19 protein-coding genes are annotated in these 18,505 nt (G+C 61.1%); 10 read left to right on the forward strand and 9 right to left on the reverse strand.

Going from position 1 to position 18,505, the window contains the following annotated elements; translation table 11 throughout:
- Positions 1 to 161: 161 nt before the first annotated feature.
- From RG540_RS12430 to prmB, 5 genes are all read left to right on the forward strand, one after another.
- Positions 162 to 2,540: an EAL domain-containing protein gene (locus RG540_RS12430; protein ID WP_038588316.1), complete on the forward strand. Its 2,379-nt coding sequence runs from the start codon at positions 162 to 164 to the stop codon at positions 2,538 to 2,540.
- Positions 2,541 to 2,607: 67 nt separating this feature from the next.
- Positions 2,608 to 3,333, forward strand: a complete 726-nt coding sequence (locus RG540_RS12435; protein WP_038588319.1) for a substrate-binding periplasmic protein — start codon at positions 2,608 to 2,610, stop codon at positions 3,331 to 3,333.
- Between the two features lie 79 nt (positions 3,334 to 3,412).
- Positions 3,413 to 4,153: an aminoacyl-tRNA hydrolase gene (gene pth / locus RG540_RS12440; protein ID WP_038593664.1), complete on the forward strand. Its 741-nt coding sequence runs from the start codon at positions 3,413 to 3,415 to the stop codon at positions 4,151 to 4,153.
- Between the two features lie 5 nt (positions 4,154 to 4,158).
- The gene (locus RG540_RS12445; RefSeq protein WP_038588321.1) at positions 4,159 to 4,608 is read left to right on the forward strand and encodes a GNAT family N-acetyltransferase; all 450 of its coding nucleotides are present in this window, start codon (positions 4,159 to 4,161) and stop codon (positions 4,606 to 4,608) included.
- Between the two features lie 84 nt (positions 4,609 to 4,692).
- The gene (prmB, locus tag RG540_RS12450) at positions 4,693 to 5,637 is read left to right on the forward strand and encodes a 50S ribosomal protein L3 N(5)-glutamine methyltransferase (RefSeq protein WP_046601353.1); all 945 of its coding nucleotides are present in this window, start codon (positions 4,693 to 4,695) and stop codon (positions 5,635 to 5,637) included.
- A 6-nt stretch (positions 5,638 to 5,643) separates the two neighbouring features.
- Here the strand turns inward: prmB and clpS are convergent, their stop codons facing one another.
- The 3 genes from clpS to RG540_RS12465 form a co-directional block, all read right to left on the reverse strand.
- Positions 5,644 to 5,952 (reverse strand): ATP-dependent Clp protease adapter ClpS, encoded by a 309-nt coding sequence (gene clpS, locus RG540_RS12455; RefSeq protein ID WP_038588323.1) that lies wholly within the window; start codon positions 5,950 to 5,952, stop codon positions 5,644 to 5,646.
- A gap of 101 nt (positions 5,953 to 6,053) precedes the next feature.
- Complete coding sequence (locus RG540_RS12460) at positions 6,054 to 6,455, reverse strand: type II toxin-antitoxin system VapC family toxin (RefSeq protein ID WP_244446552.1); 402 nt, start codon at positions 6,453 to 6,455, stop codon at positions 6,054 to 6,056.
- Positions 6,452 to 6,670, reverse strand: a complete 219-nt coding sequence (locus tag RG540_RS12465; protein WP_244446553.1) for an AbrB/MazE/SpoVT family DNA-binding domain-containing protein — start codon at positions 6,668 to 6,670, stop codon at positions 6,452 to 6,454. The genes RG540_RS12460 and RG540_RS12465 overlap by 4 nt, the downstream gene beginning before the upstream one ends.
- Positions 6,671 to 6,846: 176 nt before the next feature.
- On the opposite strand from RG540_RS12465, the gene ychF reads away from it, so the two are divergent.
- Genes ychF through RG540_RS12480 form a run of 3 tightly spaced genes read left to right on the forward strand, consistent with a single transcriptional unit; the run spans position 6,847 to position 8,906 of the window.
- Positions 6,847 to 7,950 carry a redox-regulated ATPase YchF gene (ychF, locus tag RG540_RS12470; RefSeq protein ID WP_038588328.1) on the forward strand — a complete coding sequence of 368 codons (1,104 nt, stop codon included), beginning with the start codon at positions 6,847 to 6,849 and terminating at the stop codon, positions 7,948 to 7,950.
- 21 nt (positions 7,951 to 7,971) lie between these two features.
- Positions 7,972 to 8,442: a MaoC family dehydratase gene (locus tag RG540_RS12475; RefSeq protein ID WP_038588330.1), complete on the forward strand. Its 471-nt coding sequence runs from the start codon at positions 7,972 to 7,974 to the stop codon at positions 8,440 to 8,442.
- Positions 8,439 to 8,906 (forward strand): MaoC family dehydratase, encoded by a 468-nt coding sequence (locus RG540_RS12480; protein WP_038588333.1) that lies wholly within the window; start codon positions 8,439 to 8,441, stop codon positions 8,904 to 8,906. Before RG540_RS12475 ends, RG540_RS12480 begins: the two co-directional genes overlap by 4 nt.
- 44 nt (positions 8,907 to 8,950) lie before the next feature.
- Here the strand turns inward: RG540_RS12480 and RG540_RS12485 are convergent, their stop codons facing one another.
- The 4 genes from RG540_RS12485 to petA form a co-directional block, all read right to left on the reverse strand.
- Positions 8,951 to 9,490: an adenine phosphoribosyltransferase gene (locus tag RG540_RS12485; RefSeq protein WP_038588335.1), complete on the reverse strand. Its 540-nt coding sequence runs from the start codon at positions 9,488 to 9,490 to the stop codon at positions 8,951 to 8,953.
- 113 nt (positions 9,491 to 9,603) lie between these two features.
- Positions 9,604 to 10,479, reverse strand: coding sequence for a cytochrome c1 (locus tag RG540_RS12490; RefSeq protein ID WP_038588337.1), 876 nt, complete (start codon positions 10,477 to 10,479; stop codon positions 9,604 to 9,606).
- A gap of 27 nt (positions 10,480 to 10,506) precedes the next feature.
- Entirely contained in the window at positions 10,507 to 11,778 is a 1,272-nt protein-coding gene (locus RG540_RS12495) for a cytochrome b (RefSeq protein WP_038588340.1), read from the reverse strand.
- A gap of 14 nt (positions 11,779 to 11,792) precedes the next feature.
- Positions 11,793 to 12,371, reverse strand: a complete 579-nt coding sequence (gene petA / locus RG540_RS12500; protein ID WP_038588342.1) for a ubiquinol-cytochrome c reductase iron-sulfur subunit — start codon at positions 12,369 to 12,371, stop codon at positions 11,793 to 11,795.
- Positions 12,372 to 12,763: 392 nt separating this feature from the next.
- On the opposite strand from petA, the gene RG540_RS12505 reads away from it, so the two are divergent.
- Positions 12,764 to 13,702: an endonuclease/exonuclease/phosphatase family protein gene (locus RG540_RS12505; protein WP_038588345.1), complete on the forward strand. Its 939-nt coding sequence runs from the start codon at positions 12,764 to 12,766 to the stop codon at positions 13,700 to 13,702.
- 5 nt (positions 13,703 to 13,707) lie between these two features.
- Here RG540_RS12505 and RG540_RS12510 read toward each other — a convergent pair whose 3' ends face one another.
- Together RG540_RS12510 and RG540_RS12515 are read right to left on the reverse strand one after the other, a co-directional pair.
- Positions 13,708 to 15,570 (reverse strand): ABC transporter ATP-binding protein, encoded by a 1,863-nt coding sequence (locus RG540_RS12510; protein WP_157884616.1) that lies wholly within the window; start codon positions 15,568 to 15,570, stop codon positions 13,708 to 13,710.
- 207 nt (positions 15,571 to 15,777) lie between these two features.
- Positions 15,778 to 17,634 (reverse strand): ABC transporter ATP-binding protein, encoded by a 1,857-nt coding sequence (locus RG540_RS12515; RefSeq protein WP_038588347.1) that lies wholly within the window; start codon positions 17,632 to 17,634, stop codon positions 15,778 to 15,780.
- A gap of 382 nt (positions 17,635 to 18,016) precedes the next feature.
- Here RG540_RS12515 and RG540_RS12520 point away from each other — a divergent pair, with 382 nt between their 5' ends.
- Positions 18,017 to 18,496: a tRNA (cytidine(34)-2'-O)-methyltransferase gene (locus tag RG540_RS12520; protein WP_038588350.1), complete on the forward strand. Its 480-nt coding sequence runs from the start codon at positions 18,017 to 18,019 to the stop codon at positions 18,494 to 18,496.
- Positions 18,497 to 18,505 lie beyond the last annotated feature (9 nt).

Raw genomic sequence — 18,505 nt, forward strand, 5'->3', positions numbered from 1 at the left:
TTGCCCGCCGAATACAGTTTAGTAACGCTGCTTCCGTAATTCGTTCGAATCTTGGCATCGTCGTTTCAGTGAAGTTTAATGAATAGGTGAAACGATGGACGCTACTTCAGCATGACGGGGAAAGTCCGGCGGCAGCCAGACGATGAATGCGGGGAAGACGGATGACTCATTCCGTTGAGAGTCGTTTTATTGCGATTATTTCGGGCGCCCTTCTGGTCGTCGTCGCGCCCCTGTTCACGTTGTTTCTGGCGCTTTCCTCCCAACAGGCCGCCAAGAACCTCAGCGAGCACGTCAATGTCGTGCTGGTGACCAACTCCCAGGCGCTCGGAAAGCCGCTCTGGGATCTCGACACCGACAGCATCCACCAGGTCGCATCGATGCTCGTCGCCGACCCGGCCATCAGCGGCGTGCAGATCAGCGACAATACGGGCAAGCTGAATATTTCCGAAGTCGACGTCAATCCGGCCGATTTCCGCGGGCTTGAAGCAATCTCCGAGCCGATCTTCTACAAATCGCAGCAGGGCACCCGCAACGTCGGCAGCATCACCGTCTATGTGCCGAAGCTCGGTTGGTTCTCCGCCTTGCACCAGATGGAAATGGCTTTCATCTCCATCTTCATCATCACCATCCTGACGGTCTTCGGCGCAGCGATCCTCGGCAACCGCGTCATGGTCATCAAGCCGCTGATGCGGTTGACCGCAGCCATCGAGGCAACCCGCAGGCTGGGTTCGCGCCACCATGTCGACTGGCGCTCGAACGACGAAATGGGGCGGCTGGCGAAGAGCTTCAACGAAATGCAGACCCTGCTGGAGCGCGAAGAGCGCGAACTGAAGCGCGCCCACCAGCAGACCACGGAAATCTACAACCTGACGCCGGCCATGCTGTTTTCGCTGACCTCGGGCGACCAGATCGCCGCCGTCAGCGACTATTGGCTGCTCGCGACCGGCTATCGCCGTGAGGACGTCATCGGCCATCCCTTTTCCGAGCTTGTCGCGCCGGCGGACCGCCAGATCTATGCAAGGCGCAAGCAGCAGGCGAAATCGACCGGCCTGGCGATCGAAGCCACCGTCCGCTTCCTCTGCGCCGACGGCCGCCTGATGGACGTGCTGATCGTCGAAATCGAACTCGGCACGGCCGGCGGCAGCATTCCCGGCTCGCTGAGCGTCATGACGGACGTCACTGAACTGAGGCAGTCGGAACTGCGCAACCATCAGCAGGCCATCTCCGACCATCTGACCGGGCTTCTCAACCGCCAGGGTTTCGAAGCGACGCTCGACCAGAAGATTGCCGAGGCCGACAGGGCACGGACCGAGGTCGCCTGCCTGTTCGTCGATCTCGACCGCTTCAAGGCGATCAACGACAATCTCGGCCATGCCGCCGGCGACGCGGTGCTCTGCCAGTTCGTCGAGCGGACGAAACCGATGCTCAACGACGACGACACCGCCTCCCGCCTCGGCGGCGACGAGTTCGCCATCCTGATCACCGGGGAAGGTGCCGAGCGCCGCGCCGTCGAACTCAGCCAAAAGATCGTCGACATGTTCGAGGTTCCCTTCCGGATCCAGGGCACCGGCGTGCGGTTGAGCGCCAGTATCGGGCTTGCCTTCTATCCGAGCCATGCCGCCAGTGCGGCCGAGCTGCTGCAGAAGTCGGACATGGCGATGTATGCCCGCAAACGCGACGGCAAGAACGGCGCGCAGGTCTACGATCCCGCCATTCTCGACCAGACGCGGGAACGGGCCGAGATCGAGAGCGACATCGAAGTCGCCATTGCCGCAAGCTGGTTCGAGGCGCATTTCCAGCCGATCGTCGACATCGAGACCGGCGTTCCGTCGGGCTTCGAAGCCCTGATGCGCATGCGCCACCCCCGCAAGGGGCTGATGTCGCCGGCCGGCATCATCAGCGTTGCCGAGGAGACCGGCACGATCGGCCAGATCGGCAACCTCATCCTGGAAGACGCTATGGCGAACCTTGCCCGCGTCTCACGCCTGCCGGGCATGGGCGAGGCCTATGTCGCGGTCAATTTCTCGCCGCTGCAATTCGAGCCCGGCCTGCCGGCCCGCCTTGCCGGCCTGCTCGGCCGCTACGGCATCGATCCGTCGCGCCTGGTGGTGGAAATCACCGAAGCCGTGCTGATGCACGACAACCCGGAAATCCGCACCATCCTCAACGAGATCCATCGCTTCGGCTGCCGCATCGCGCTTGACGATTTCGGCACCGGCTATTCGTCGCTGAGCTACATGAGCCGTTTCCCCGTCGATATCGTCAAGATCGACCAGTCCTTCATCCGTTCGCTGACCGAACAGACAGGTGACATAGGTAGCAAGAACAGGATGCTTGTCGAAGGCATTAGTGCTATTTCTCACAAGATGAACTGCAAGGTCGTCGCCGAAGGCGTCGAGACGGAAGAACAGCGCTTATTGCTGCAGCAAATGGGCATCGACTACGCCCAGGGCTACCTCTTCTCGAAGCCCCGCGAAATCTCCGAACTGCTCTCGGCCCTATCCGCCCGGCAGGCCGAAATCGAGTCCATGGCGAGCTGACAAGCCCTCACCACCGGACCAGATGCTGGGTCAGAAATGACAACATGCGCGTTTGGAAGGTGGACAGATGAAAATCGCAGTGCCGCTTCTTGCCAGCCTCTGCCTCACGGCGGGCGCCCATGCCCAGCAGCCGATCGTCTTTTCGACGGAGTCATACCCGCCCTTCAGTTACCAGGAGCCGGGTGGCAGCTATCGCGGCGTCGGTATCGACCAGGTCGAGATCATCATGCGCGACGTGGGCACGCCTTACACACTGGAAATCATGCCCTGGGCTCGCGCCATTGCGGTGGCCGAGACCCAACCCATGCACTGCGTCTTCGCCGCCGCCCGCACGCCCGAACGCGAGCCGCGTTTCAAATGGGTCGTGCCTCTTTTCATCGACCGCAGCATCCTCGTCCGCCACGCGGGTTCGAAGGTCGCGGCGGCCACCCTGGACGAGGCCAAGCAATACACGACCGGCACCCATCGCGCCGACTATACCGAGGGGCTTTTGAAGAGCTTCGGTTTCCCGAAGATCGATCTCAGCGCCGATGTCGACACGACGCTCAGAAAGCTGCTCCAGGACCGTATCGACATGATGCCTATGTCGGAAGGCGTCTATCAAAAGCTGAAGGCAGACGGGACACCGATCGAAAAGGTCATGCTGTTCTCCGAGCAGCATCTCGGCATTGCCTGCAACCTCGATGTGCCCGACGAGCTGATCGTCAGGATGCAGGCAGGTCTCGACCGTATCATCAAGGACGGCGTCCAGAATGCAATCCTGAAGCGCTACGGCATTGATGAGCTTCAATAAAGGCTCAAGCGTCGAAACCGGTTGACTTTGACGGCGTTTCGCGGTGGTGAAAGGCCAGCAGTCAAGGATGGACGTCTCCATGCTCATCATCGCCGGCCTCGGCAACCCCGGTTCCCAATATGCGGGCAACCGCCACAATATCGGCTTCATGGCAGCGGACGCGATCCAGCGTCGTCCCGGTTTTTCGCCCTGGTCGAAGAAGTTCAAGGCACTGATCTCGGAAGGCGAACTCGCCGGCGAAAAGGTGCTGCTGATCAAGCCGCAGACCTTCATGAACCTCTCGGGCGAAGCGGTCGGCGAGGCGATGCGCTTTTACAAGCTCGGCCCGGAAAACCTCATCGCCATCTATGACGAACTCGATCTGCCGGCGGCCAAGGCCCGCATCAAGACCGGCGGCGGCCACGGCGGCCACAATGGCGTCAAATCGCTCGATGCCCATTGCGGCCGCGAATACCGCAGGCTCCGCCTCGGCATCGGCCATCCGGGAGCAAAGGAGCTCGTCCACAACCATGTGCTCGGCGATTTCGCCAAAGTCGACCAGACTTGGCTGTCCCCTCTCCTCGATGCCCTAGCTGACAACGCCGAAATGCTGGTGAAGGGAGAGGATTCGCAGCTGATGAACAAACTGGCGCTCGCCGTCGGCGGCAAGCCGGACGAGGAAAAGCCAGCCAAGGACGCAAAACCCGAAAAGAAGCCTGCCGCCAAGCCGGCCGGGCAATCGCATATCCATCAGGCCCGCAGCGGCGGCAAACCGAACCTGCCGACCTCGGGCCCGATGGCCGAGATGCTGAAGAAGATGTTCGGCGGCAAGGGCGAATAGTGTCGATGCCCCCTGCCGACTTCGTCATTCGCCCGGCCCGCGACGGCGATCTTGCCGACCTGATCGAACTCTATCACCACCTGAACCACGACCCGGACCCGGAGCCGGCACTGGCTCAGGAGCGTTTCGCCGCCATTCTCGCCCAGCCCGGCATGACGGTGTTGATCGGCTTCGCAGACGGGCGCGCGGCAGCCACGGTGACACTGATCGTCGTGCCGAACCTCACCCGCAAGGGGGCGCCCTATGCGCTGATCGAAAACGTCGTCACTCATGCCGACCACCGCAAGCGCGGTTATGCCGGCGCCCTCATCCGCAGGGCCATGGATCAGGCCTGGAATGACGGCTGCTACAAGGTCATGCTCCTGACCGGCTCGACGGACCCGGCAACGCTGCGCTTCTACGAACGCTGCGGTTTTGTTCAGAACAAGACCGGCTTCCAGATCCGCCGCGCTTAGACAGCCCGTATCGCTACAGGTTAAAGGGGTGGCGCGCCGCTTTCGGAGCGGCTAAGGGAGGGCTGATCGAAAACGGAAGCTAACATGAACCAGGTCCCGAACATGGATGACATCACCGGCGAACTCGTCACCCTTCGCGATTACTGGCGTTATGCCATCTCCCGCTTCAACGCCGCCAACCTCAGCTACGGCCACGGCACGACAACGGCAAGCGACGACGCTGCGTTCCTGATCCTCGACAGCCTCGACCTGCCGATCGACGTGCTCGATCCCTTCCTCGACGCCCGCCTTCTGCCGGCCGAACGCCGCCTGCTGGCCGAGCGGATCGACGCCCGCGTCACCACCCGCAAGCCCACGTCCTACCTGACCGGCCACGCCTATATCCAGGGCGTTCGCTTTCTCGTCGACGAGCGGGTGATCGTCCCCCGCTCCCATATCGGCGAAATCCTGTTCAGCGAATATCTGAGCGAGAACGGCTCAACCTTCCTGCCCGATCCGCTGAGCGTCGAAAGCGCCGTTGATATCTGTACCGGTTCCGGCTGCCTTGCGATTCTCGCGGCAAAATTCTTCCCGAATGCGGAGGTCGATGCCGTGGACCTCTCGACCGATGCACTCGAGGTGGCAAGGCTGAACGTCGCCGAGCACACCGTCGAAGATCAGGTCACGCTTTTCAACGGCGATCTCTTCACGCCACTCGGAAACAAGAAATACGACCTGATCATCACCAACCCGCCCTATGTGGATCACGAGGCGATGGACGGTTTTCCGGCCGAATTCCGCTCCGAACCGGCAATGGCATTCGACGGCGGCGTCGACGGTCTCGACCTCGTGCGCCGGCTGCTCGGGGAAGCGCCGGCGCATCTCAACATCGGCGGCGGGATGATCTGCGAAATCGGCTCCGGCCGCGAAATCCTCGAAGAGGAATTCCCCGACCTCGACTTCCTATGGCTGGAAACGGCCGAATCGCAGGACGCGGTCTTCTGGATCAGCGCCGAAGCGCTCGGCGTGAAGGCGGGAAAAAAGAGGTAGCCCTCTCTATTCCTCTGGCTCGGTGATGAACATCAGCGGGAAACCCGCCTCCTTGGCAAGATCGACCGCTTCCTTCGCCTTGGTCTCGGCGATGTCCTTGGTACAGACGACGACCACCGCCAACCCCATCCTGTGCGCGGTCAGCATCACTCGGTAGCCGGTTTCCTCGCTCATCCGGAACACGGCTTTCAACACCATGGTGACGAATTCGCGCGGCGTGTAGTCGTCGTTGACGAGCAGAACCTTGTAGAGCTTCGGCCGCTCCAGCTTGGTCTTGGTTTTCGTCTTTGGTTTTAGGGTGGTATCTTCGCTCATGGCGTCTCGCCTCCTGATGACGGCGTCCGACACTAGGCATTCCGGCTTATATCGCACCGCAACCGGAATTTTTCAAGCAGCTGATCGGAGTGGAATGCGGGTCAATCGGCATCCAGGAGAACGCAATCCCGGCCTTGTGCCCGGACGATCGAAGCCGCCCGCTTGTCGAAGGTAGCGAATATGTCGCCGCCGAGCCTACGTCCCTCGAATTCGATTACACCATCTGCGAAGTCGCCTCCCGTTTCTAGGAAAGTGAGACCGGCTTCGACCGCCCCACGATCAAGCGCTACCGTCTTGACGCTCATCCACGTCCGGATTGCGACGGCAAGGTCGCTCTGGCTTTTTTTGTAGAGCCGACGAAGAACCCACACCATTTCGCATAGGGTCTGGTTTGAAATGATCACCTCGTTCGAAGCTAAAAGAGCCTGGGCTTTGGGGCTCTCGACTTCATGGTCGAAGATCATTGCCCTCAAAAGGATATTGGTATCGACGATCAGGCTCATTGCTCGGCCTCGCCGGCGTAGCTTGCCGCAATCGCCTCGTTGATCTCATCGATCGAATAGCTTTTGCCGGTCGTATTCTTGAACATTCCGAAGACGCTTTCGATCGGAAGTTTGCCGGCAATCGGATGGATCATAGCCTGCCGCTTTGGTTGGAGATCGACATCGATCTCATCGCCGGGCTTGATGCCAAGGTGATCAAGAACTTCCTTTTTCAAGGTAACCTGTCCTTTCGCGGTAACTTTCAATCTAACCATCGCCATTCTCCATTGACTTAAAGTAAGGCAAATATGCCTTACTTGCAAGGATTGCCTGACAGCAGAGCCTTGACCGCTCCGGCACTTTCCCCCATAGCCACAGCAACGAAATTTCTTCAGATACAGGGTCCGGACCCATGGGTTTCAAATGCGGTATCGTGGGCCTGCCGAATGTCGGCAAGTCCACTCTCTTTAATGCGCTGACCAAGACGGCGGCGGCGCAGGCGGCCAACTATCCGTTCTGCACGATCGAGCCGAACACCGGCGAAGTGGCCGTGCCCGATCCGCGCATGCAGAAGCTGGCTGCGGTCGCCGGCTCCAAGGAAATCATCCCCACCCGCATCTCCTTCGTCGATATCGCCGGCCTGGTGCGCGGCGCGTCGAAGGGTGAAGGCCTCGGCAACAAGTTCCTTGCCAATATCCGCGAAGTCGATGCGGTGGTGCATGTGTTGCGTTGCTTCGAGGATGACGACATCACCCATGTCGAAGGTCGCATCAACCCGGTCGGCGATGCCGATACGATCGAGACCGAGCTGATGCTCGCCGACCTCGAAAGCCTGGAGCGCCGTGTCGAGCAGACCCGCAAGCGCGCCGCCAGCAAGGACAAGGATTCCGTCGCGCAATTGCCGGTCATGGATGCGGTTATCAAGCTCCTGAACGATGGCAAGCCGGCGCGTCTGCTCCTGAAGTCACTTGCGCCCGAAGAGATCGAGATCCTGAAGGACCTCAACCTTCTGACCTCGCACCCGGTTCTTTATGTCTGCAACGTCGCGGAAGCCGATGCCTCGACCGGCAACGAGCACACGCACGCCGTTGCCGCCATGGCCAAGGAACAGGGCGCCGAATGCGTGATCATCTCTGCCGCGATCGAGTCCGAAGTGGCCCAGCTTCCCGAGGAAGAGTCCAAGGAATTCCTGTCAGCCCTCGGGCTTGAGGAAGCCGGCCTCGACCGGCTGATCCGAGCCGGTTACCACCTGCTCGACCTGATCACCTATTTCACCGTCGGCCCCAAGGAAACCCGCGCCTGGACGATCGTGCGCGGCACCAAGGCACCGGCAGCCGCCGGCGTCATCCATACCGATTTCGAACGCGGCTTCATCCGTGCCTTCACCATCGCCTATGACGACTACATCAACTTCAAGGGCGAAGTCGGCGCCAAGGAAGCCGGCAAGGGCCGCGACGAAGGCAAGGAATATGTCGTCCAGGACGGCGACGTGATCCACTTCCGCTTCAACACCTGAGACCGTGGGCGGGAGGGCCACATGACGGAATCCGTGTATTATTTCGAGGACTTTTCGGTTGGGCGGGTTTTCCCGCTCGCATCCAAGCTGGTGACGGCTGACGAGATCGTCGAATTCGCCGCGGAGTTCGATCCGCAGCCAATGCACATCGACGAAGCCGCCGGCAAGGCGAGCATCCTCGGCGGCTTGTCTGCGTCGGGCTGGCATACGGCGAGCATGTTCATGCGGATGATGTACGACGGCTGGCTGTCAAGCTCGTCGTCGGAGGGTTCACCCGGCATCGAGTTCATGGAATGGAAACGACCGGTTCTGGACGGCGACACGCTGTCCGGCCGCTCGAGGGTGATCGAATCCCGCACCCTTCGCTCGCGACCCGGCATCGGCATAGTCAAGTTCCTGCACGAGGTGGAGAACCAGCGCGGCGAGATCGTCATGCGCGGTGAGAACCCGATCATGATGCGGCTGCGCGACGCCGAGGAGAATGCCGCATGAGGCTGATCGAGCTTTCCCCGCCCGGCAGGAAGGTCATCACCGGGACGCTTCTCTTCACCGCCGAGGACATTGTCCGCTACGCCCGGAAATTCGACCCGCAGCCCTTTCACGTGGATGCGGAAGCCGCCAAAAACTACGTTTTCGGCGCTCTCTGCGCTTCCGGGTGGCACACCTGCGCCGGCTGGATGAAAACCTATATCGCCTATTGGAAAGCGGAAGTAGCGCGTCTCGAAAGCGAGGGCCTCACAGCCCCGAAGCTCGGGCCGTCGGCGGGCTTCAAGAAGCTGCAATGGCTGAAACCGGTCTATGCCGGCGACAGCATCACCTACTCCGTCGCGCTGACCGAAAGCCGGCCGCTCACCTCGCGCCCCGGCACCTGGATCAACATGACCGCCTGCGATGGCGTCAATCAGCATGGCGACGTGGTTATGCGTTACGAAGGTACGGTGCTGGAATTCGCGTGAGGGATTTGCCCCTCACCCCGATCAGTCTTCGCGGCGGCGGCCTATCAATGGCCTGAAAACTCGACCAGCGTCCTCACCTCGACACCGAGTTCTTCGAGCCTCCTGCGTCCGCCGAGATCCGGCAGGTCGATGACGAAGCAGGCCGAGACGATCTCGGCCCCAAGCTGGCGCAGCAGCTTCACCGCACCTTCCGCGGTGCCGCCGGTGGCGATCAGGTCGTCGGTGAGGATCACTTTCTCGCCGGCCTTTACCGCATCCACATGGATCTCCATCTCGTCGGTTCCGTATTCGAGGCTGTAGGCCATCCGCACCGTCTGGTGCGGCAGCTTGCCCTTCTTGCGGATCGGCACGAAACCGGCCTTCAGCTGATGCGCCAACGCGCCGCCGAGGATGAAGCCGCGGGCCTCGATGCCGGCGATCTTGTCGACGCCAAGGCCCGCATAGGGCGCCACCAGCTCATCCACCGCCTGCCCGAAGGCGACGGCGTCGCCGAGCAGCGTGGTGATGTCGCGGAAGATGATGCCGGGTTTCGGATAATCCGGGATGGAGCGAATGGCAGCGGAGAGAGCGTTTTTGGAAGACATATGATCCACATATTTGGCGGCAGGAGGAGGACGAGCCTATCAACGGATGGCTCTCCTCCCAACAAAAAAGGCAGCCCGGAGGCCGCCTTTTTTCGGATCACGAGGTGAAAACCTCAGTGTTCCTTGCTGGCATAGACCGACTTCTTGGTCAGGTAGATCAGGCCGGTGAAGATCAGAAGGAAGATCATCACCATGAAGCCGGTGCGCTTGCGCTCTTCGAGATGCGGCTCGGCGGCCCACATCAGGAAGGCCGAGATATCCTTGGCATACTGATCGACCGTCTGCGGCGTGCCGTCCTCGTAGGTGACCTGGTCGGCGCTGAGCGGCGGCGCCATGGCGAGCGAAGCGGCGGCGGAGAAATACGGATTGTAGTGGCCGCCGGGAGGAACCTGGACGCCGGCCGGCGGCTCCTGGTAACCGGTCAGCAGCGAATGGATATAGTCCGGGCCGCCCTGCTGGTACTGGGTGAACATGTCGAAGATGAACTGCGGGAAGCCGCGGGTTACGCCGCGCGCCTTGGCAAGCAGCGACATGTCCGGCGGTGCGGCGCCGTTGTTGGCAGCAGCAGCAGCCTGGGTGTTCGGGAAAGGCGACGGGAAGTAGTCGGACGGAACGGCGGTGCGTTCAAACATCTCGCCCTCGTCGTTCGGGCCGTCCTGGACCTTGTAGTTGGCCGCGAACGCCTTCACCTGCGCTTCCGAGTAACCGAGACCTTCCAGCGTGCGGAAGGAAACGAGGCGCATCGAATGGCAGGCGGAACAGACTTCCGTGTAGATCTTCAGGCCGCGCTGCAACTGACCCTTGTCGTAATGACCGAAAGGACCGGCAAAGCTCCAATCGGTTTCCTTGGGATGGTTGATCGGAAAATGCGGCGTTTCCGAATGTTCTGCGGCCGGGGCCGCAGCGTGATTTTCCTGCGCCACGGCCGAGGCAACGCCCATTCCCGCCAGGAAGGCCAGCGAGACGAGGCTCGTAACAAGCTTTTTCATAATTCTAATCCCTCTCGGTCGCAGGCGTCAGGCGCGGGCTTCGGCGGATTTGCCGTTCTTTTTTTCAAGAACTGCTTCCGTGATGGAGTTCGGAATGCGCCTCGGCGTTTCGAACAGGCCGAGCAGCGGCATGATCACGAGGAAGAAGCCGAAGTAGTAGACCGTGCCGAGCTGCGAGAGCGTGGTGAAGATGCCTTCCGCCGGTTGCGAGCCAAGCCAGCCGAGCATGATGGCATTGGCGACGAACAGCCAGAAGAACAGCTTGTACCAGGGACGGTAGACGGCGGAGCGAACCTTCGACGTGTCGAGCCAAGGCAGGAAGAACAGGATGATGATCGAACCGAACATCACCAGAACGCCGCCGAGCTTGGAGTCGATCGGACCGACATTGAAGGTGATGGCGCGCAGCATTGCGTAGAAGGGCAGATAATACCATTCCGGAACGATATGAGCCGGCGTCTTCAGGGCGTCAGCCGGGATGTAGTTGTCCGGATGGCCGAGGAAGTTCGGCATGTAGAAGATGAACCACGCGTAGACAATCAGGAACACGGAGACGCCGAGCGCATCCTTCATCGTCGCATAGGGCGTGAAGGCAACCGTGTCGGTCTTGGTCTTGACTTCGACGCCGGTCGGATTGGTCTGGCCGGTGACATGCAGCGCCCAGATGTGCAGCACGACGACGCCGGCGATCATGAAGGGCAGCAGATAGTGCAGCGAGAAGAAGCGGTTCAGCGTCGGCTGGTCGACGGCAAAGCCGCCGAGCAGGAACTGCTGGATCCATTCGCCGACCAGCGGGAAGGCCGAGAAGAAGCCGGTGATGACGGTCGCGCCCCAGAAGGACATCTGACCCCAGGGCAGGACGTAGCCCATGAAGCCGGTCGCCATCATCAAGAGGTAGATCACCACGCCGAGGATCCAGAGGATTTCGCGGGGCGCCTTGTACGAGCCGTAATAGAGGCCGCGGGCGATGTGGAGATAGACGGCAACGAAGAAGAACGATGCGCCATTGGCATGCATGTAACGCAGCAGCCAGCCGTGGTTGACGTCGCGCATGATCTTTTCGACCGAGTCGAAGGCAGCGCCAGTCGAAGCGACATAGTGCATGGCAAGCACGACGCCTGTGATGATCTGGACGATCAGCATCACCGACAGCATGGCGCCGAAGGTGTAGGCATAGTTCAGATTGCGGGGAACGGGGTAGGAGACGAAGCTGTCATGGATCATGCGCGGCAGCGGAAGCCGCGAATCGATCCACTTCTCGATGCCGGTCGATGGCTGGTATGTGGAATGACCGCTCATAGGTATTTATCCCCTCACCCGATCTGGATAACTGTATCGGACTTAAAACTGAAAGTCGGAATGGCGAGGTTCTCCGGAGCCGGACCTTTGCGGATACGGCCAGCCGTATCGTAGACCGACCCGTGGCACGGACAGAACCATCCATTGTATTCGCCGGACTGACCGAGCGGCACGCAGCCGAGATGGGTGCAGGAGCCGATCATCACGATCCAGTTTTCCTTGCCGGCGCCGCCCGAGCGGTCGATGCCGGTTGCCTTCGCATCGGGGGCCAGGTTGGCATTGCGGGCGGCCGGGTCCTTGAGTTCGGCCATCGGCACGTCGGCGGCGGCTTTGATTTCTTCCGGGGTGCGGTTGCGGATGAAGACCGGCTTGCCGCGCCACTTGACCGTCAGCGACATGCCCGGCTGGAGAGCGGCGACATTGACCTCGATCGAGGCGAGCGCCAGCGTCGAAGCATCCGGACGCATTTGGTCGATGAAGGGCCATGCCACGGAAACAGCGCCGACGGCGCCGGCCATACCGGTCGTCAGGTAAAGGAAATCTCGGCGAGTGGGCTCGCCCGGTATTTCGCTATGTGTGTCGTGCTCGCTCACGGCTCAATCATCCTTCTCACGCAATTCGCGGAAACCGCTCTGCCCCCGTCCCGGCGAATCTCGGTTGAACACAATTCGACCATAGATTCCCCAGCAATCCGGCGCGTTCTATGCTTGATCGCAAAATATGTCCAGTCTTGGCAAGGGGCCGCGACCAGTTTGTCGCGGGAAAACCCGAAGGGTTCCGGGGCGACGTGTCAGGCAGAGCACAGGGCCGCCGAACATGGCGCGGCAAGGCCTGCTCGGCCCGGAAAAGTCAGGCCTTTTTCAAGAAAAACGGCGGAAGACACGCGCTTCCTGTTAACTCCCTTGCCCTGTGCCGCATTGCAACAAAACCGGCCCCATGTTAGGCCAACCGCACGACAGAAGGCGGCCGTCCCGGACATACCCGAATGAGACAAACACTATCGGTTGCCATCTGCGTCATCGTGTCGCTTGTACTGATGGCGATCGGGACGCGTTACGTGCACCCTCACTGGATTTTAGGAACGCTTTACAGCCTGCAGCTGCATGCGGCAGCGGCCTGCGTGGCGGCAGTGGCCGTTGCGCTGCTCATCAAGCGCCACTTCGTCGTCTGGCTGCTGTTCGCAGTCTCGCTGCTCTTCACCGGCCACGCCGTGCTCATGGGCCGCGGTTTCGCGGCGCCGATGACATCGGCGGATGCCAATGCGCGGACCTTCAAGCTGATGTCCTTCAACATCCTCAACGACAACTTCGACCATGCCGAAGACATCGTCGAGACCATCCGATCCTCCGGCGCCGACCTCGTCAACATCATGGAAGCAGCACCGCTGAGGGTCTATATGGACGAGCTGGCGAAGACCTATCCCTACCGGGTCGGCTGTGGAGCACTGATCGAAGATTGCGACCAGCTGATGCTTTCCAAGGTGCCGATCGAGACGCCGATGGTCCAGTCTCTGAGCGACATCTTCCCGGATCGCTTCATCCTTGCGAAGGTGACCGTAGCCGGCCGGCCGATCAATTTCGTCGGCATGCATACGACCAAGCCCTATTTCGATAATTTCCACTCGCTGGAACTCGATCGCGCCGCACTGGCGATCTCGGAAACAAGCGGCCCCCTGCTCCTCTCCGGCGATTTCAACGCCTCGAGTCTCGCGCCCAACATGCGCCGGTTCCTGAACAATACCGATCTGGCCACCGCCCAATTCGAGCCCGCCACCTGGCCGATCCGGGCGGGCGCGTTCGGCCTGCCGATCGACCACGTCTATGCGCGGGCGCCGCTCAAGATAAAGTCCCTGACCCGCATTGCCGATGCACACGGCTCAAACCATTACGGACTGATCGCCGAGATCGCCGTCACCGGACAGTGAGCCTGTTACTGGGCAGCATCCGCCGCGAGGAAGCCGCCGGATTGTCGCGCCCAGAGCTCCGAATAGAGCCCTCGCCGCGCGATCAGTTCGTTGTGCGTGCCGTCCTCGATGATCCGGCCCTGGTCCATGACGATGAGGCGGTCGAGGGCTGCGATGGTCGAAAGCCGGTGGGCGATGGCAAGCACGGTCTTGCCCTGCATCAGCCGCTCCAGGTTCGACTGAATCGCCGCCTCCACCTCGGAATCAAGCGCCGAGGTCGCCTCGTCGAGCACCAGGATCGGCGCATCCTTGATCATCACGCGGGCGATCGCGACACGCTGGCGCTGTCCGCCGGAAAGCTTGACACCACGTTCGCCCACATGCGCGTCGAATCCCTTGCGGCCGCGCTGGTCTTCGAGAGCCGCGATGAACGTGTCGGCTTCAGCCTTGCGCGCCGCCTCGACAAGCTGTGCCTCGGTCGCATCCGGCCGGCCGAACAGGATATTGTCGCGGATCGACCGGTGCAGCAGCGAGGTATCCTGGGTCACCATGCCGATCTGGCCCCGCAGCGATTCCTGCGTCGCCTTGGCGATGTCCTGCCCGTCGATCAGGATCCGGCCGCCTTCGAGATCGTAGAACCGCAGGAGCAGGTTGACGAGCGTCGACTTGCCGGCGCCCGAGCGCCCGACGATGCCGAGCTTTTCGCCCGGCCGGATGGTGAGCGACAGGTTGTCGATGACGCCCTTCGCCTTGCCATAGTGGAAGCTGACATTCTCGAAACGGATTTCCGGGCGTTTTACCACCAGCTGCGTTGCATCAGGCGCATCCACCAGACCGATCGGTTGCGAGATCAGCTCGGCGGAATTCTGGATCGTGCCGATATTGCGCATGATCCCGTTGAGCTGCGTCATCAGCCGGCCGAGCAGGAAATTCAGCCGCAGCATCAGAGCCATGGTGAAGGCGACCGCACCCGACGAGATCAGGCCGGAGAGCCAGAGATGCACGCTCATCGCCGCCATCGTGACGATCATCGTGCCGGAGAGGAAGGCCATCGAGGCGCGCACGCTGGTCAATAGCCGGGTGAACGCAATGATCGTGTCCTGGAAGCTCTCGAAACCGGAGAGCATATAGCGGTCATTGGCCTCGTCGCGGCCGAACAGCCGGAGCGTCTGGATGTTCGAATAGGCGTCGACCATGCGGCCGCTGATCATCGATCCGGCCTCGGCCGAGGCCTTGGAGTGCTCGCGGATGCGCGGCACGTAATGGCGGGCGAGCAGCGCGAAGATCGCAAGCCATGCGACGACGACGACGGCGAGCCGCCAGTCGAGCCCTGCGACCAGCGCGATGGTCGAGACGGAATAGATGCCGACGAACCAGACGCTTTCCATAAAGGAGGTCAGCACGTCGCCGGTCGCCTGCCCCGCCGACCAGACTTTCGTGACGATCCGGCCGGAGAAATCGTTCTGGAAGAAGGAAAGCGACTGGCGCGACACATGGATGTACGACTGCCAGCGCACCAGATTGTAGAAACCTGGCGTGATGATCTGCTGGTCGACCAGCGCCGTCATCAGCCCGATCAGGAAGCGGCCGATGCCGACCACCAGCGCCATGACCACCAATTCGGTGCCATGGTTGGCCAAAAGCCCCGACCATCCGTCGGCGGGCTTCGTCGTGTCGAGGATATCGACCAGCCGGCCGACATACCAGAACATCGCCGCCTCGACTCCTGCGGCAAGACCGCCAAGAAGCAGCATGGCGAAGAAGGGAAGCTTGGCCTGGCTGACATAGAACCAGACGAAGCCGATCAGGCCCACAGGCGGTTTCAGGTCGTCCCGCCTCGCGAACGGCTTGATAAAGCTTTCGAAGATGCGGAAGACCGGTTTCAACATGGACCGGATATAGGCGGATTCTGATCGGCGGCAAAGCGAAAGCGGACGGGCCGCGGCTTACATTTTCTTAATGTGCCCGCCAACCCGATACGGAGCGAGACGATCTTCTCCTTCGTATCTGGCACACCCGCGAAAACCGAATCTGAATTCCGCGGAAGCATGCCCTGGAATACGACCTCAGAGCGAGGAAGGGGGCGACGGCGGAGATTACTCCGCCGCCTCTTCCTCGATCACGTCGTCATGGCCGATGAAGCCGCCGGACTGGCGGTTCCAGAGGTCGGCATAGATGCCGCCACTCTGAGCGAGTTCGCGATGGGTGCCGGCCTCGACGATCCGGCCGCGGTCGAGCACGATCAGCCGGTCCATCTCGGTGAGCGTCGACAGGCGGTGCGCAATCGCAATCACCGTCTTGCCCTCCATCAGCGCGAACAGGTTCTCCTGGATTGCCGCTTCGACTTCACTGTCGAGCGCCGAGGTCGCCTCGTCGAGCACCAGGATCGGCGCGTCCTTCAGGAAGACGCGGGCGATCGCGATGCGCTGCCGCTGGCCACCCGACAGTTTCACGCCGCGTTCACCCACATGCGCATCGAGACCTTTTCGTCCCTGCATGTCGGCAAGCCCGTCGATGAACTCCCAGGCATTAGCGCGCTTCGCCGCCTCGATGATGTCCGCATCGGTCGCATCCGGCTTGCCGTAGGCGATGTTGTCGCGGATCGAGCGGTGCAGCAGCGAGGTATCCTGAGTGACCACGCCGATCAGCGAGCGCAGGCTGTCCTGCGTCACGCCGGAAATGTCCTGCCCATCGATGGTGATGCGACCGCCCTCCAGATCGTAGAAGCGTAAGAGCAGGTTCATCAGCGTCGTCTTGCCGGCGCCGGAGCGGCCGACCAGACCGATCTTCTGCCCGGCCGGGATATCGAGCGTCAGGCCTTCGATAACGCCCTTGCCCTTGCCATAGTGGAAGTGGACGTTGTCGTAGCGGATATGGCCTTTTTTCGCCGTCAGCGCCGAAGCACCATTGCGGTCCACCACATCATGCGCCTTGGTCATCATCGACATGCCGTCATAGACGGTGCCGATGTTTTCAAAGAGCGCAGAGACTTCCCACATCACCCACTGCGACATGCCGTTGATACGCATCGCAAGGCCGATGGCGATCGCGATCGCGCCGATCGAGATGACGCCGTCCAGCCAGAACCAGATCGACAATGCGCCGACGGTAAACAGCGCCGCGCAATTGTAGAAGTAGACCAGCGCCTGGAAACCCGTCACCTTGCGCATCTGCGCATGTACGGTTTTCAGGAAGACATCCATCGCGTCCTGCGCATAAGCCTCTTCCCTTCCCGCATGCGAGAATAGCTTGACGGTGGCGATGTTCGTATAGCTGTCCACCACGCGGCCGGTCATCATCGAACGCGCATCCGCCTGTTCCGCCGAAATCTTCCTCAGACGCGGCACGTAATAGGCGACTGTCATCGAGTAGCAGACGATCCAGAGGACGAGCGGCACCGCAAGACGCAGATCCGCCGCCGCAACGATGGCGATCATCGAGATGAAATAGGTGAAGACGTAGACGAACACGTCGAGCACCTTCATCACCGTTTCGCGGATCGCGAGCGAGGTCTGCATCACCTTCGTCGAGACACGGCCGGCAAACTCATTGGCGAAGAACGTCATCGAGTGCCTGAGCAGGAACCGATGCATCTGCCAGCGGGCAATCATCGGGAAATTGCCCATCAGGATCTGATGCATGATCAGCGAATTGAGCGTCGCGACCGCCGGCAATCCGATCAGCACCACGAAGGCCATGAAGAACAGTTTCGGCCCTTCGCTTTCAAGGAAAGTCGCCCGATCGGCATTGGTCAGCCAGTCGACGATATCGCCGAGGAACTGGAACAGCGCCACTTCGCCGACGGCAATCAGCATCGTACAGGTCGACATGATGACGACCCACGGCCAGACCGGCTTGGTATAGTGCCACAGAAAGGCCGCAAGGCCGGCAGGCGGCAATGAGGGCGCTTCGTCCGGATAGGGATCAACACGCCGTTCGAACCACGAGAACATGAAAATAGCTCCGTAAATCGGATTGCCGCACGGGATCGGCACGCAAGGCGGCCAGAATCGGGCGACGTAAACCTAGGATATCGAGGCCGAATGTCGGCCACGTAACGAGTCAGACGAGGAAAAGTTTGCGAGAAACCGCGAAACGCCTAGGCCAGAAAGCGAGTAATCTGGCGGCGGAGGCGCGAAAGCACGGTCATATCCATGTAGGCCTCCTTGAGTGGGCGTTGAGTGATACAAGCCTTCTACCCTCTCGGGTACAAATTGAAAAGAGCAAATCGCCGCGTCCGGCCACCCAGGGCTTATCTGTTGCCCGATCGTCACATCTATGCCGCGCATCGAAAAGGCTTGAGATCGAGCGCCGGTTTCCCGTAAGGACGGGCATATGAGCAACATTTCCTCTGGCCTGCGCATCGCCCTCTACCAGCCGGATATCGCCGGCAATACCGGCACGATCCTGAGGCTCGCCGCCTGCCTCGGTCTTTCCGTCGACATCATCGAGCCGGCGGGCTTCGACATTTCCGATCGAAACCTGAAGCGCTCCGGCATGGACTATCTGGAGAGCGTCACGCTTACCCGCCACGTCAACTGGCAGCGTTTCGACGATTGGCGCAAGGAGAATGGCCGGCGCGTCGTGCTTGCCTCCACCAAGGCCGCCCTGCCCTATACCCGCTTCGAATTCCGGCCGGACGACATCCTCCTCTTCGGCCGCGAAAGCGCCGGCGTGCCGGACAATGTTCATGAGGCAGCCGACGCCCGCATCCTCATCCCCATGGTCGAAGGCCAGCGCTCCATCAACGTCGCTATGTCGGCGGCGATGATCGTCGGCGAGGCGCTGCGACAAGGCGGTTTTCGTCACCATTGAACTGGCTCC

It is taken from the genome of Neorhizobium galegae bv. orientalis str. HAMBI 540 (assembly GCF_000731315.1).
GTDB classification, from domain to species: domain Bacteria; phylum Pseudomonadota; class Alphaproteobacteria; order Rhizobiales; family Rhizobiaceae; genus Neorhizobium; species Neorhizobium galegae.